Source organism: Alteracholeplasma palmae J233 (assembly GCF_000968055.1).
Classification (GTDB): domain Bacteria; phylum Bacillota_I; class Bacilli_A; order Acholeplasmatales; family Acholeplasmataceae; genus Alteracholeplasma; species Alteracholeplasma palmae.
The window spans coordinates 256,990-270,389 of the sequence record NC_022538.1; the positions used below are offsets into that span (position 1 = coordinate 256,990).

Here is a 13,400-nt window from a genome sequence, read left to right on the forward strand (position 1 = left end):
GATATGAAAAGAGTCCCTGTTATAGCAGCAAATTGGAAAATGTATAAATCAAAAGATGAAGCTTTAGAATTCATCTTTAAAGTAAACCAAGCTGTCCCAAGTAATGAAGTTGTTGAGTCAATCGTGTTTCCACCTGCAGTTTTCCTAAATTTATTAGTGAAACGTGAAGGAGAAAATTTACGTATTGGTGCACAAAATATGCATTATGCAGATGAAGGCGCATTTACTGGAGAGAATTCACCAATGCATGTAAAAACAGCGGGTGCTGAATATGTCCTTGTTGGGCATAGCGAAAGAAGAATTTATTACAATGAAGTTTCAGAAACGGTTAATTTAAAACTGATTTCTGCTTTCAGAAATGATTTAATTCCTATACTCTGTGTAGGAGAAACATTAGAAATCAAAGAAGAAAAAAGAACTCAAGAATTTGTTAATCATCAAGTTGAAAAAGCTTTAATAAATGTAGATAAAGAATATATTCCTAAATTGATTGTTGCATATGAGCCAAGATGGGCAATTGGAACAGGTAAAAACGCTACGGCAAAAGAGGCTAGTGGAGTGATTACTCATATTAGGGAAAAAATAGCTTCTTTATACTCTAAAGAACTTTCAGAAGAAGTTAGAATCATTTATGGAGGATCTGTAAAGCCTTCTAACATTGAAGAGATATTAAAAGAAAAAGAAATCGATGGTGCCCTTATTGGAGGAGCTGCTCTAGATCCTGAAAATTTTATATTCTTTACACAAGTTGCAGAAAAAATTAAAAAATAAAATAACTTAAAGAATAGCTTTATGCTATTCTTTTAATTATAAAAGGAGATTGTTATGGCAACAGATTTATCTTATATAGAATTTGTATGTGAATATTTAAAGGGATATGATTATAGATATAAAAAAATGTTCGGTGAATACATGATTTATATTAATGATAAACCTATTTTATTAGTTTGTGATAATACAGTGTTTGTTAAAATGCATGAAAGTATTAAAGACTATACACAGAACCTAGATACTGGCTATCCATATAATGGTGCTAAAGAACATTACATTTTAGATATAGAAGATAGGGAACTTAGCCATAAAATTATTGATATCTTAGAGTTAAATACTAAAGAAAAGAAAAAATGAATTTACTAGAACCTTTAATTAGGTTTTAAAATAAATTCATTTTTTTGTTTAAGTCTTATAATAAATCTCCATATTTTTTTATAAATAAATGTTTCATAAAAGAGACAGTACTTAAATAAATTATCACAATTGAAAATAGTAGAATAAAGAAATACCATGGAAGACTAACTAAATCTAGATGAGTGCCAATAACAGTAAATGGTATACTAGTAACAATCACTATACCTAGTAAGGTTAGTAAGTATAGACTTTTTGAAGCTAAACTGCCTTTGAATAATCTTTTGTTAGTTCTGATGATGAAAATAATTAAAGTTTGAGTCCACATAGATAAGACAAACCAACCAGTTTGAAAAGTGCTAGCAAACTCTAATTTAAGGGTATCATTTAAATTAAAATAAGAAGTACCGAATAAAATAGGCCCAATGACAAAGAACATAAAGATAAATGTTAGAATATCAAAAACAGATGATATAGGGCCAAAGAAGAACATAAAGTTTCTTACACTCTTTGTATCCCAATTTTTAGGTTTTTTAAGGTAATCTTCATCAACATTATCAAATGGTAATGCGATACATGCAATATCATAGATAAGGTTTAAGAAAAGTAAATGAATCGCTAGCATTGGTAAAAATGGTAAGAATGCACTAGCGATAAGTACGCTAAACATATTCCCGAAATTAGATGAGGTAGTCATTTTAATATATTTCATCATATTAGCATAAGTTTTTCTACCTTCAATCATTCCATTTTTTAAAATTTCCAAATCTTTTTCTAATAGAATAATATCTGCAGATTCTTTTGCAATATCAGATCCAGAGTCAACTGAAATACCAATATCTGCTGTTTTCATTGCAGGGGCATCATTAATACCATCGCCCATGAAACCAACAACATGTTGATGATTCATAAATACTGTTACAATGCGAGATTTTTGTTCAGGAGAAAGTTTAGCAAAGATATAAGTATCTTTTGCTTCTTTGTAAAGATTTTCGTCATCTAATAAATCGATTTCTTGACCTAATAAAATATGTTTATTAGGAATACCTATCTTTTCTGCAATAGATTTAGTAACGATTTCGTTATCTCCTGTTAAAACCTTAACAGAAACACCATAATCATTTAGAGAAGAGATAGCTTTTTGGGCACTTTCTTTTGGTGGATCATAGAAAGTTAAAAAACCAATCAATACCATGTCAGATTCATCTTTAATAGAAAGTTCTAAAGGAAAGTTTTCACTTGTTTTTTGAGCAACCCCGATTACGCGGTACCCTTTTTTATTATAACTATTGGCTTTATCTAAAATAAATGATTCTTTTTCTTTGGTTAAAGGGACAACTGTACCATCTATTTCAGCATGAGTACAAATGCTTAGTATTTCTTCTATGGCACCTTTAGTAACCATTTGTTTTTTATTAACACTATTTTTAATGATAACACTCATACGTCTTCTTGAAAAATCAAAGGGAATTTCATCTATTTTAGTAAATTCAGTGTTTAAATTTTGAAGACTAAGATGAGATTCTTTTAATTCATTTGTTTTTTCTATAATTGATCTATCCATTAAGTTTTTTAACCCTGTTTGAAAGAAACTATTTAAGTAAGCGTGTCTAAGCACTCTGACATCAGTATTTCCATGTAAATCAAGGTGATCTTCAATGATAACTAGATCTTGGGTAAGCGTTCCAGTTTTATCAGTAAATAAAATATCCATTGAACCAAAATTTTGAATGGAATTTAAATTTTTAACAATAATTTTTTTCTTAGAAAGTTCGACAGCACCTTTAGATAACGATGTAGTCACAATCATTGGTAACATCTCAGGTGTTAATCCAACTGCTATAGAAACTGCAAATAAGAATGCTTCAGCATAATCGCCTTTTGTTAGTCCGTTAATGACAAAAACAACAGGAACCATAAATAACATAAATCTTATTAAGAGCCATGAAATAGAAGAAATACCTTTATCAAAGTTAGTAGGTTGAGGTTTTTCATTCATTTTCTTATTAATTTTGCCTAAGTAAGTGTGATCTCCTGTTACAACCACTACCCCTTTAGCATAACCAGAGACAACTGAGGTTCCCATAAAGGCGAGTCTTTTATCTTCAAGAACACTATTGAACTTTTCACTAGAAGATGCAATTTTTTCAACAGGATAAGATTCACCGGTTAAAGATGTTTGTTTAATAAATAAATCTTTTGTTTCTAACAGTTTAATATCAGCAGGAATAATATCACCGGCTGATAACACAACAATATCTCCTCTAACTACTTCATCTAAAGGGATTTCAACTAAAGTATTATCACGCATAACTCCTGTAGTGGTTTCAACCATATCTTTTAATTTTTCTGATGCATTGGATGATTTTGTTTCTTGGATGAATCTCATAATACCTGATGTTAGAATCATTAATGAAATAATACCGACAGTCATATAATCTTTATTATTTCCTGTTTCTAAAATAACATCTGTAATAAAAGAAATGATTGCTAGTACAAAAAGAATAATTGTAAAGGGATTAATAAAAGCTTCTATAAATCTTTTAATAAATGAAGGTTTCTTGTCTTTTGATAATTTATTATTGCCATATACATCTTGAAATTTTGATGCATCATCACTTGTTAAACCATTGATATGAGTATCAAGTGAATTAAGGGTATCAGTAATTGATAAATTACTGATCTCTTCTAAAAAGAGATTTGAGTTAAAAATGTTTTTACTTTTTTTCATTGGTAAAGCCTCCTTGCTTAAAATAAGAGAACTATTATGATAGTCTCTGTGTTTATAAAAATATTTGAATCTGTATACCTACTGACGTCCAAGACTATCACCTACCTTTTTAAAAATAAAAATACCGTCATTGCTGACGGCATAAAATAAACTAAATATCGTTTAAAAAGCCAATGTTTAAGTTTTAGCTCAATAAGGCAATGAAATTACATTATTCTAAACCTTGATCCGATTTAGACTTTTCAAACCAAACACTTTTTGTCTCCACAAAGTGACGGCAGTAATCCGTATCCTTAAAGTAGCCTCACCTACCAGCAATGATTCACACACATCACTTTAACACTTTATGTTAAGTATGTCAAGAAAATAGAAGTACTTACAGATAAAAAAAACCTATCATAATTAAATGATAGGTTCTAAAATCATTATCTACTGTAGAATTCAACGATTAATTGTTCGTTAATTTCTGGTAAGAATTCGTTTCTTTCTGGGTATCTAGCGTAAGTACCAACTAAGTTAGCATCTAAAGCTACGTAATCAGCATGAGCGAATTGAGCTTCTAAAGCTTCTTTAACAACTTTTAAGTCTTTTGAAGATTCTCTTAAAGAAATCTTTTGACCTGGTGCTAAACGATAAGAAGCGATATCAACTTTCTTTCCATCAACTAGAATGTGACCATGGTTTACTAATTGTCTTGCTTGAGCGCGAGTTTTAGCGAAACCTAAACGATATACGATATTATCTAAACGTGATTCTAAGAACACTAAGAAATTAATACCATGAATACCATTTAATTTACCTGCTTCAACGAAAGTTTTGTGGAATTGTTTTTCAGAAACACCATAAGTAAAACGTACTTTTTGTTTTTCTTGTAATTGAACTCCATAATCACTAATCTTTGAACGGCGTTGTCCATGTTGACCTGGTGCGTATGGGCGTTTTTTTAATTCTTTCCCTGTTTCAGAGATTGAATAGTTTAAACGACGTGATACTTTCCAAGTTGAGCCTGTAAAACGTGACATATGAATTTACCTCCTTTTAGTATTTGAGGGTAAACACGCAAAAGTTTAATCGTAAGATATCCCGATGTCCTTTTCCTCCCCAAGCAGTCAGGGATTACTAAGAGCTCCTTAAAGAGTAGGGATGTTCTAAACAATGTTATTTCGCCTGCTTTTTACCAACCTCTATATTTTATACTAAGACTTATCAAAAGTCAATTATAAACAAGTTTTATATTAGATTTGGAATGACTTTTTCAATGTATGTGACAAGTTCTTCTAAAAACTTAACTAAATCTTCATCAAATCTATTTGTAATAGGACTATCAATATCTAAAACACCATAAACAAAGTCATTGATCATAATTGGAATGACCACTTCAGATTGGCTGTTAGCATCACAAGCAATATGATTATCATGCTGATGGACATCTGGTATAACCATTGTTTTTTTAAGATCTAGGGCAGTGCCACAAACACCTTTTTTAGGTTCTATGATGTTACATGCAACTTTTCCTTGAAAAGGTCCTAAAATAAGTAAGCTATCTTTATGTAGATAAAAACCAGCCCAGTTTAAAGTATCAATACTTTCAAAAATAAATGCAGAAACATTTGATAATAATGAAATCGTATATTTCTCATTATCTATTAAATTTTTAGCAGAAGCTAATAAAGTTTTATATTTCAATTCAATCACCTGTAAATAGTATAGCATAATGTGATAAAATAGTAAGCGGTGATAACATGAAGAGCGAAAAAATTCTCATTAGATTTGGTGACTTAGTATTAAAAGGTAAAAATAAACATACTTTCATCAAACAAGTAAGAAGTCTTTTAAAAGAAAAAATGAAAAAACTGGAAGTTAAATTTTTATTCCAACATGACAGAATCTATATTGATTTTGATGAAAAAATAGAAAAACAAGTAGTGAAACAATTATCTTATGTATCAGGGATACAATCATATAGTTTTGTATATCAAACAACTAATAATTTAGACGATATTTTAGAAACTGCTAAAAAAATATTAGAAAAAGATATTAAAGAAAAAGTAAGATTTAAAATAGAAACTAAAAGAGCTGATAAACTTTACCCTTTAACAAGTCAAGAAATTACGAGAGAGATTGCTCCTCGCCTTTTAGCTAATTTTGATCATCTATTAAAAGTAGATGTTAAAAATCCTGAAAAAACCCTTCATATAGAAGTTAGAAAAGAAGCAACCTATTTGTATATGGAAACTCTTAAAGCTATGGGTGGTTTCCCTGTTGGAATAGGCGGTAAAGGATTACTGATGTTAAGTGGAGGAATTGATTCGCCTGTGGCAGGATATTTAGCGATGAAACAGGGAATTGCTATTGAATTATTCCATTTTGAGTCAACGCCATTAACCCCTTTAGAATCAGTTCAAAAAGTAGTAGATTTAGCTAAAGTTTTAAGTAGATACATGCCAAATACAACTATTAAATTACACTTAGTTCCTTTTAGAGAAACTCATGAAGCTATTTTGAAAAATGTATCTGATCCTTATATTATTAATATTATGAGAAGAATGATGTATAGACTTGCGGAAAGATATGCTAATCTTAAAGATATTTTATGTATTATTAATGGAGAATCCGTTGGACAAGTGGCAAGTCAAACTTTACAAAGTATTAAAACAGTAGAAAATGTTACAAATATTCCAATCCTTAGACCGCTTATTACAAATGATAAACAAGAAATTATTAAAATATCAAAAGATATTGAGTCTTATGATATTTCTATTAGAGCATTTAATGATTGTTGTACAGTTTATGTACCGAAAAACCCTATTATTAGACCAACAGTAGAAGATGCTTTAAAAGAAGAATCTAAGTTTGATTATGAACCTTTATTAGAAGAAGCATTAAAAAATATTCAAACTTTAAGAATTAATCCAGATACTGATTTTGTTATTTATGAACATGGATTTGAAGTGACAGATGCAATTAAGGCTTACAAAGAAGAAGGTGGCATGCTTTGATAGAATCTAAAGATAATAAAATATTTAAAAAAATGAAGAAATTAAAAACTAAAAAGTATCGTGACCTATATGATGAATTTTTAGTATACGGGCCTCATTTAATACAAAAAGCTAAAGATAGTAACTCAGTAATAGAAATATATACAACAAATGAGGCACATGAAGGAACACTTATTTCAAAAGAGTTAATGCTTGAATTAAATCAAACAGAAACTGTTTTTGAAGATCTTGCACTTTGTAAAAAAAGTATAAAAAAAATAGAATCAGATAAAGTATTAATCTTAGAAGAAGTACAAGACCCAGCAAATGTAGGAGCTCTTTTAAGAAGTGCGTCAGCATTTGGATTTGATCATGTTTTTTTAAGTCATAAGTCAGCTGATATCTATAATGAAAAAACAATTAGAGCAAGCCAAGGTTCCATTTTTGATGTTTATGTTGAACGTGGTAATATTTTAAGCTTTATTGAAAATTTAAAACAAAAGGGCTATACTATATTATATGCAGATGCTCATGAGAAAAAAATAAATGAAGAAAATATAGTAAAAAAAGCACTTATTTTAGGAAATGAAGGCAATGGAATTTCACAAGAAGTTAAAGAAATTTCTGATTATCCAGTTCATATTGAAACTAAAACAGTAGAAAGCCTAAATGTTAGTGTTGCAGGAAGCATATTAATGTATCAATGGAGGGATTAAATGAGTATTATAACAACTTATGCAGACTATACCCAATTAGATATTAAACAACAATTTGAGTTAGTAAAAAGCATGGAATTAGGTCAAATTTCAATTAGAAGTTCTAAAGTAGAAGATGAAAAACTACTGAAACAAGCGATAAAAGAAACAGGACTGAAAGTTGTTAATTTTGACTCTGAGTTAAAACCATATGATTTATATGATGAACAACAACATCTAGAAGCTTTATCTTTCTTTGCAGAAAAAGCAGCAATTGCTAAAGAAATTAAGGCACAAAATATTTATTTTGAGATACCTAGAGTAAAAGATATTATCAATGAATATATGTTTGTTGTTGAAAAACTGAATGATTATCTTGCAATTACTAGAAAGAATAAATTAAATTTAGTGATCAAACCTAGTTTAGGTAATAAAACAAATACGTATGTTTATTTGTTAAAACAGTTTAAAACAAAAGATATTTCTATGATGTATGATACAAAACATTTATATTTAAATAATGAATCGCTTATTACATCATACAGAATTTTAAAACCATATATTAAAGTTTTAAAGATAGCTGATCTAAATAAAGAGAATGTTCCGGTTTTAATAGGTTATGGTAATTTAAAATTAGCAGAAGTGTTTAAAAGCTTTATTAGAGATAAGTATCAAGGAATTGTTGAGTTAGATACTAATTTATTTGAACTTATTGAAGAAAAGAAAGTTGGATTTTTCAAAAAGTTTTCAAAAAAATATAAAAATGAACTTAAAAACAAAGAAAGTTTAGAAAAAAAATTAGGAACACTTGATTTAGAAGTAGTACTTAAAAATCAAATAAAAGTATTAAAAACAGTCTTTAATGGATAAAAAAAAACAGCCTTAGACTGTTTTTGTTTATTCTTCTTCATCTGCTTCAAATAATGGAGTAGCACCCTTTATTTCAGGATATAATTTGGTTGTAAACATAATACCATTTAAATGATCAAATTCATGTTGGAAAACAATGGCAGGATAACCTTCTAAAGTTAATTTAATAGGAACAGGTAATTGAGTTTTAAAATTAAAGTGAAAACCTTCAATATTAATTTTTGTATATCTTGGAGTTAATCCTTCTGTTTCTCTATCAACACTTAAGCAACCTTCACCACCTGGTAAATAAGTAAGTGATGAATCAAAAGATTTTATAACCGGATTAATCATTACATAACTGTAAAGTTTTCCATCAAAATCTTGGCAGTGCATCGCAAACATTCTTTTAGATTGATTCACTTGTGGGGCTGCAATCCCAACGCCTGGTCTTAAACCATATTGTTTTGCTAAATCTTCATTTTGTGAGTTTATAACATATTGTAATAAGTCAAAAGCTAATTTTTTATCTTCTAAAGACATTGGAAACTTAACTTCTTTAGCAACAGTAGTTAAAGTTTTATGTCCTTCTTTAATAATATCTTTCATTAAAATCATATCAAACACCTCAACATATATTATATACCAAAGGAGAAAAATATGAAACGATTAGATCAATTTTTAAGCCAACTAAAATATGGCAGTAGAAAAGAAGTCAATGAACTTATCAAAAAAAAGATAGTAAAAATCAATCAAAATAGAGTTTTAGACGGCAAAACAAAGTTTGATCCATTAAGGTCAATTGTTACTATTGATGGTACTGAGGTATATTATAGAGAAAACATTTATCTTATGATGAATAAGCCTAGTGGATATTTATCTTCTAATATAGATGAAAAATACCCTTCTGTGCTAAACTTATTAGAAGATAAATATAAAAGATTTGACTTTAAAATTGCAGGAAGACTTGATTGGGATAGTGAAGGGCTTTTAATATTAGTAACTGAAAGTAAACTTGTTCATGAAATTACGCATCCATCTAAAAATAAAGAAAAAATTTATAAAGTAAAATTAGATAAGGCATACGATGAAACACTGACAACAGAACTTTTAGATGGTGTGATGATTAAAGATGGTAATAATGAGATTTATAAAGCAATAGCAACTTTTGTAAGAAAAGAAAATGAAGATGTTTTGATAGGCATTACAGAAGGTAAATTTCACCAAGTTAAAAGGATGTTTGAAAAGATAGGCTATAAAGTAGAAAAACTGACTAGAATACAAGTAGGTAATTTAAAATTAGGAAGCTTAAAACTAGGTGAAACAAAAGAAATAACTAGAAATGAACTGTTTTAAATATGATATAATATAAAATAGGAAGTGATTGAATGACTGAATATCTCATGAAAGCTTATGATATTTCTGATGAAATAAAAAATAGTGATAATTATAAGAAATTAATAGAGGCACTAAAAATAATTGAAGTAAAATACCAACCCTTAGTTGATGACTTTAATCTAGCTAAAGAAAAGTATTATACTGTTCTTAGCGAAGGTGGTAAATATCATCCGGACTATTTAGAAACAGTGAAAAAACTAGGATTTGCTAAAAAAGCATTATATGAAAAACAAGAAGTCACAGATTACTTTAAATTAGAACAAGAAATTCAAAAAACACTGAATGAGTTTACTATACAAATCACTGAAATTGTTTCAAACTATATTAAAAAACCTAATGAATTAGGATTACTTAAAGAAAAAGGAGGCGGATGTCATGCGAATAAGTAGAATGCAATATATCATAGATTTTTTTGGAAAAGATGTTCCTAAGAAACTATCAACCATGGACATTCACCTTGTGTATGTTTCAAAAAGACAAAAATATGCAGTGATTTATTGTGATACTGCAAAGGGTGAAAAAGAATTATTAAAGAATCTGAAAAATATTAAGGGATTTAAAGGTATTAGAGAATCTTTATATTTTGATGAAACAGTTAATATTTAAAAGTAAGCTCATAAAATGCAAATCACATTAAAAGAAGCTAGGCTATTTTTACTAGCCAAACAAGGACTTATTAATGAACACAAATATTCATCTAAAACGGGTGTTTTAGATTTTTTAGCACAAGCGGGATGTATTCAATTTGATCCTATAGATATTTGTGGAAAGAATCCAGATTTAGTTTTATTTTCAAGAGTACAAAATTATGATAAAAGCATGCTAGAAGAATTATTATATAACGAAAGAATGCTGATTGATGGTTGGGATAAGATGATGTCAATTTACTTGATGTCAGATTTTTCTAAAATGAGCTATATTAGAAAGATGCATGCCAAAAGATATGAAAATAAATTATTAGGACTTGAAGCAGAAATTGAAATAGTCAAAAATATGCTTAAGACAAATGAATTCATTGAAGGAAAAGACTTAGCAATTAAAAAAGAGTCACATTTTGATTTATGGAGACATAAAAACTTAGGTAAAGCAATTTTAGAGTATTTATTTTTTAAAGGTGAAGCTATTGTTCATCACAGAAAAGGATCTAAAAGATTTTTTTCAGATATGGATAAATATAACAATTTAGATAATGGTAATCATTATTTTGAAACAGAAGAAGCCTTTCATAAATTTCAAATTAAACGAAGAATATCCGCTGTTGGAATGTTATCAGAAAAGACATCTGATGCTTATTTAGGGTTATATTTTAAAACAGAGTTAAGAAAAAAGTATATAGCTGAATTATTAGAGGCACAAGAACTTGTCCTAATTAAGATTAATGAATTAGAAGAACCTTATTATATTTTAGCAGAAGACATAAAATATCTAACTATAACACTAAAAGAACCTAGAGTAGAATTTATAGCTCCATTAGATAATTTTATTTGGGATAGAAAACTGATAAAGAAAGTTTTTGATTTTGAGTACAAATGGGAAATATATCATACTAAAGAAAAAAGAAAATTTGCGCCATATGTCATGCCTATTTTATATGGGACCCAGTTTATAGGACAAATTGAGATGGTTGTTGATAGAAAAAATAAACAACTTAATGTTAAAAATATATGGTATAAAGACGATAAACCAGAAAAAAGTGTCATAACTAAAATTGAAAATAGAATAAAAGATTTTGCTAAGTTTAATAACTGTGACAAAACTAATTTTAAAGATCTTCTCATTCATGTTTACAATGAATAAAAAAATGACTGCTGTTAAGAAAAAATACTTGACAGCAATCAAAATTATGGTAAAATAGTAGAGGATTAATATAGAAAGAGAGTGAAGAACATGGCAGTTAAAATTCGTTTACAACGTTTTGGTGCACATAAAAGACCATTCTACCGTATCGTAGCAAGTGAGTCAACTAAACCAAGAGATGGAAAATTTTTAGAAATTCTAGGAACTTATGAACCAATTGATGGTGTTGTAAAGTTTGATAATGATAAAGTACAAAAATGGATTTCAAATGGAGCACAACCAACTGAAACTGTAAGAAGTTTATTTAAAAAATACAATCTTAAATAAAAAGGGGGATGAGTGTAATGGCAATTAATTTTGAAAAACTAGTTAAATCAATTACAATGCCATTAGTAGTTCACCCGGACGCTGTTTTAGTAAAAATCTTATCTGAAGATGAAGAAATAATTAATATCCAATTAGTTGTCCATGAAGCCGATTTAGGTAGAGTGATAGGTAAAGGTGGAAAAATAGCAAGTGCTATTAGAACTATTATCTATGCAGGAGCAGCTAAAGAAGGTAGAAAAATCCATCTTGAGATTGATGCTTTCTAATGCTTATGATGCAAAAAATTGGTAGGGTTATAAATACACATGGTGTCCGTGGAGAATTAAAGATTAAACCTGAAACAGATTTTGATCGTTTTGAAGAAGGTAAAGAAGTTTATATTAAAGGCATAAAACTTAAAATTAAAAGCATAAGGGATCAACAACAAATGTTGCTTATCGTTTTTGAAAACTATGGTTCGCTAAATGACGTTATGACATTTAAAGGACAAGATGTTTTCACTGATGAAGCATATGAAATTACTGAAGAAGATACTTATCATTTCCTAGAATTAATTGGACTAAAAGTTTATACTGATACCAATGATTATGTAGGAGTAGTTACAGACGTCCTAGAAGTTCCACAAGGTCATCTTTTAGAAATAAAGAACAATGATAATAAAAATTTAGTACCTTTTAGAAAAGAATTTGTTAGTGATGTTACAAATGATAAAATTATTATTAAACCAATCGAAGGTTTATTAAAATGATTGTTGATATTATTACAATATTTCCAGACTTTTTTGATCGTTTTTTAGAAACATCAATTGTTAAAAGGGCTATTGAAAAAGGCAAACTTACTGTGAATATTCATGATTTAAGAGATTATAGTTTAAATAAGCATAAACAAATCGATGATACCCCTTATGGCGGTGGCGTTGGCATGCTTATGACATTCCCTCCATTTTATGAATGCTTGCAAAAGATAAAAACAGATAACAGCAAAATCATTATGTTATCTCCTCAAGGAAATGTATTTGATCAGACAGTAGCAACCCACTATGCACAAACTGAGTCACACTTAATTATATTATGTGGACACTATGAAGGTATAGATGCTAGAATTTTAGATTATGTTGATTATGAAATCTCAATTGGAGATTATGTTCTAACTGGTGGAGAATTAGCTTCTATGATTATAGTAGATGCTATCACTAGACTTTTACCAGGGGTCATTAACGAGTCTTCCTATTTAGAAGATTCACATCAAAATGGACTTTTAAAATACCCACAGTATACAAAACCAGAAAATTATAAAGATCATAAAGTTCCTGAGGTGTTGCTTTCAGGGCATCACGAAAATATTAGGAAATGGCGAGAAACAGAAAGTTTAAGAACAACGTATCTTAAACGACCTGATTTGCTAGAAAAGAAACAACTAACAAAAGAAGAATTAAAGATTCTTGAAAAAATAAAAAAAGAAACAAACAAATAACACGATGGTCCGCTATCACGACAAGAT

17 protein-coding genes and 1 riboswitch are annotated in these 13,400 nt (G+C 28.8%); of the genes, 13 read left to right on the forward strand and 4 right to left on the reverse strand.

From position 1 onward, the window contains the following. Positions 1-3 precede the first annotated feature (3 nt). The gene (gene tpiA, locus BN854_RS01230; RefSeq protein ID WP_026655402.1) at positions 4-771 is read left to right on the forward strand and encodes a triose-phosphate isomerase; all 768 of its coding nucleotides are present in this window, start codon (positions 4-6) and stop codon (positions 769-771) included. 54 nt (positions 772-825) lie between these two features. After that, the gene (locus BN854_RS01235; protein WP_026655408.1) at positions 826-1,128 is read left to right on the forward strand and encodes a TfoX/Sxy family protein; all 303 of its coding nucleotides are present in this window, start codon (positions 826-828) and stop codon (positions 1,126-1,128) included. Positions 1,129-1,183: 55 nt separating this feature from the next. Here BN854_RS01235 and mgtA read toward each other — a convergent pair whose 3' ends face one another. The 3 genes from mgtA to BN854_RS01250 all read right to left on the reverse strand — a co-directional run bounded on the left by mgtA (position 1,184) and on the right by BN854_RS01250 (position 5,569). Next, positions 1,184-3,856: a magnesium-translocating P-type ATPase gene (gene mgtA / locus BN854_RS01240; protein WP_026655414.1), complete on the reverse strand. Its 2,673-nt coding sequence runs from the start codon at positions 3,854-3,856 to the stop codon at positions 1,184-1,186. Positions 3,857-4,018: 162 nt separating this feature from the next. Beyond that, a riboswitch (M-box (ykoK) riboswitch) is annotated at positions 4,019-4,179 on the reverse strand. 102 nt (positions 4,180-4,281) lie between these two features. Further along, positions 4,282-4,878, reverse strand: a complete 597-nt coding sequence (gene rpsD, locus BN854_RS01245; RefSeq protein ID WP_026655421.1) for a 30S ribosomal protein S4 — start codon at positions 4,876-4,878, stop codon at positions 4,282-4,284. 208 nt (positions 4,879-5,086) lie between these two features. Then, positions 5,087-5,569: a GAF domain-containing protein gene (locus BN854_RS01250; protein ID WP_045959676.1), complete on the reverse strand. Its 483-nt coding sequence runs from the start codon at positions 5,567-5,569 to the stop codon at positions 5,087-5,089. Positions 5,570-5,598: 29 nt separating this feature from the next. On the opposite strand from BN854_RS01250, the gene thiI reads away from it, so the two are divergent. The 3 genes from thiI to BN854_RS01265 are packed head-to-tail and all read left to right on the forward strand — an operon-like array spanning position 5,599 to position 8,399. Continuing rightward, positions 5,599-6,855 (forward strand): tRNA uracil 4-sulfurtransferase ThiI, encoded by a 1,257-nt coding sequence (thiI, locus tag BN854_RS01255; protein ID WP_026655439.1) that lies wholly within the window; start codon positions 5,599-5,601, stop codon positions 6,853-6,855. Further along, complete coding sequence (locus BN854_RS01260; RefSeq protein ID WP_026655446.1) at positions 6,852-7,550, forward strand: TrmH family RNA methyltransferase; 699 nt, start codon at positions 6,852-6,854, stop codon at positions 7,548-7,550. The genes thiI and BN854_RS01260 overlap by 4 nt, the downstream gene beginning before the upstream one ends. Next, on the forward strand, positions 7,551-8,399 hold the full coding sequence (locus BN854_RS01265; protein ID WP_026655453.1) for a sugar phosphate isomerase/epimerase family protein: 849 nt from the start codon (positions 7,551-7,553) through the stop codon (positions 8,397-8,399). A 27-nt stretch (positions 8,400-8,426) separates the two neighbouring features. On the opposite strand, the gene def is transcribed toward BN854_RS01265, so the two are convergent. Next, on the reverse strand, positions 8,427-8,996 hold the full coding sequence (gene def, locus BN854_RS01270) for a peptide deformylase (protein ID WP_026655462.1): 570 nt from the start codon (positions 8,994-8,996) through the stop codon (positions 8,427-8,429). A 42-nt stretch (positions 8,997-9,038) separates the two neighbouring features. Between def and BN854_RS01275 the strand changes: the two genes are divergently transcribed. The 8 genes from BN854_RS01275 to trmD all read left to right on the forward strand — a co-directional run bounded on the left by BN854_RS01275 (position 9,039) and on the right by trmD (position 13,373). Continuing rightward, positions 9,039-9,734 (forward strand): pseudouridine synthase, encoded by a 696-nt coding sequence (locus BN854_RS01275; protein ID WP_026655469.1) that lies wholly within the window; start codon positions 9,039-9,041, stop codon positions 9,732-9,734. 32 nt (positions 9,735-9,766) lie between these two features. Continuing rightward, positions 9,767-10,165: a YlbF/YmcA family competence regulator gene (locus BN854_RS01280; protein ID WP_026655477.1), complete on the forward strand. Its 399-nt coding sequence runs from the start codon at positions 9,767-9,769 to the stop codon at positions 10,163-10,165. Continuing rightward, positions 10,152-10,382: a DUF2129 domain-containing protein gene (locus BN854_RS01285; protein ID WP_045959678.1), complete on the forward strand. Its 231-nt coding sequence runs from the start codon at positions 10,152-10,154 to the stop codon at positions 10,380-10,382. The genes BN854_RS01280 and BN854_RS01285 overlap by 14 nt, the downstream gene beginning before the upstream one ends. A gap of 15 nt (positions 10,383-10,397) precedes the next feature. Next, entirely contained in the window at positions 10,398-11,573 is a 1,176-nt protein-coding gene (locus BN854_RS01290) for a DNA glycosylase AlkZ-like family protein (protein ID WP_026655491.1), read from the forward strand. A gap of 90 nt (positions 11,574-11,663) precedes the next feature. Beyond that, positions 11,664-11,900, forward strand: coding sequence for a 30S ribosomal protein S16 (gene rpsP / locus BN854_RS01295; RefSeq protein WP_026655498.1), 237 nt, complete (start codon positions 11,664-11,666; stop codon positions 11,898-11,900). Positions 11,901-11,917: 17 nt separating this feature from the next. Beyond that, on the forward strand, positions 11,918-12,166 hold the full coding sequence (locus tag BN854_RS01300) for a KH domain-containing protein (protein WP_026655506.1): 249 nt from the start codon (positions 11,918-11,920) through the stop codon (positions 12,164-12,166). Positions 12,167-12,171: 5 nt separating this feature from the next. Beyond that, positions 12,172-12,648 (forward strand): ribosome maturation factor RimM, encoded by a 477-nt coding sequence (gene rimM / locus BN854_RS01305; protein ID WP_157868336.1) that lies wholly within the window; start codon positions 12,172-12,174, stop codon positions 12,646-12,648. After that, positions 12,645-13,373 (forward strand): tRNA (guanosine(37)-N1)-methyltransferase TrmD, encoded by a 729-nt coding sequence (gene trmD, locus BN854_RS01310; protein WP_026655524.1) that lies wholly within the window; start codon positions 12,645-12,647, stop codon positions 13,371-13,373. Before rimM ends, trmD begins: the two co-directional genes overlap by 4 nt. Positions 13,374-13,400 lie beyond the last annotated feature (27 nt).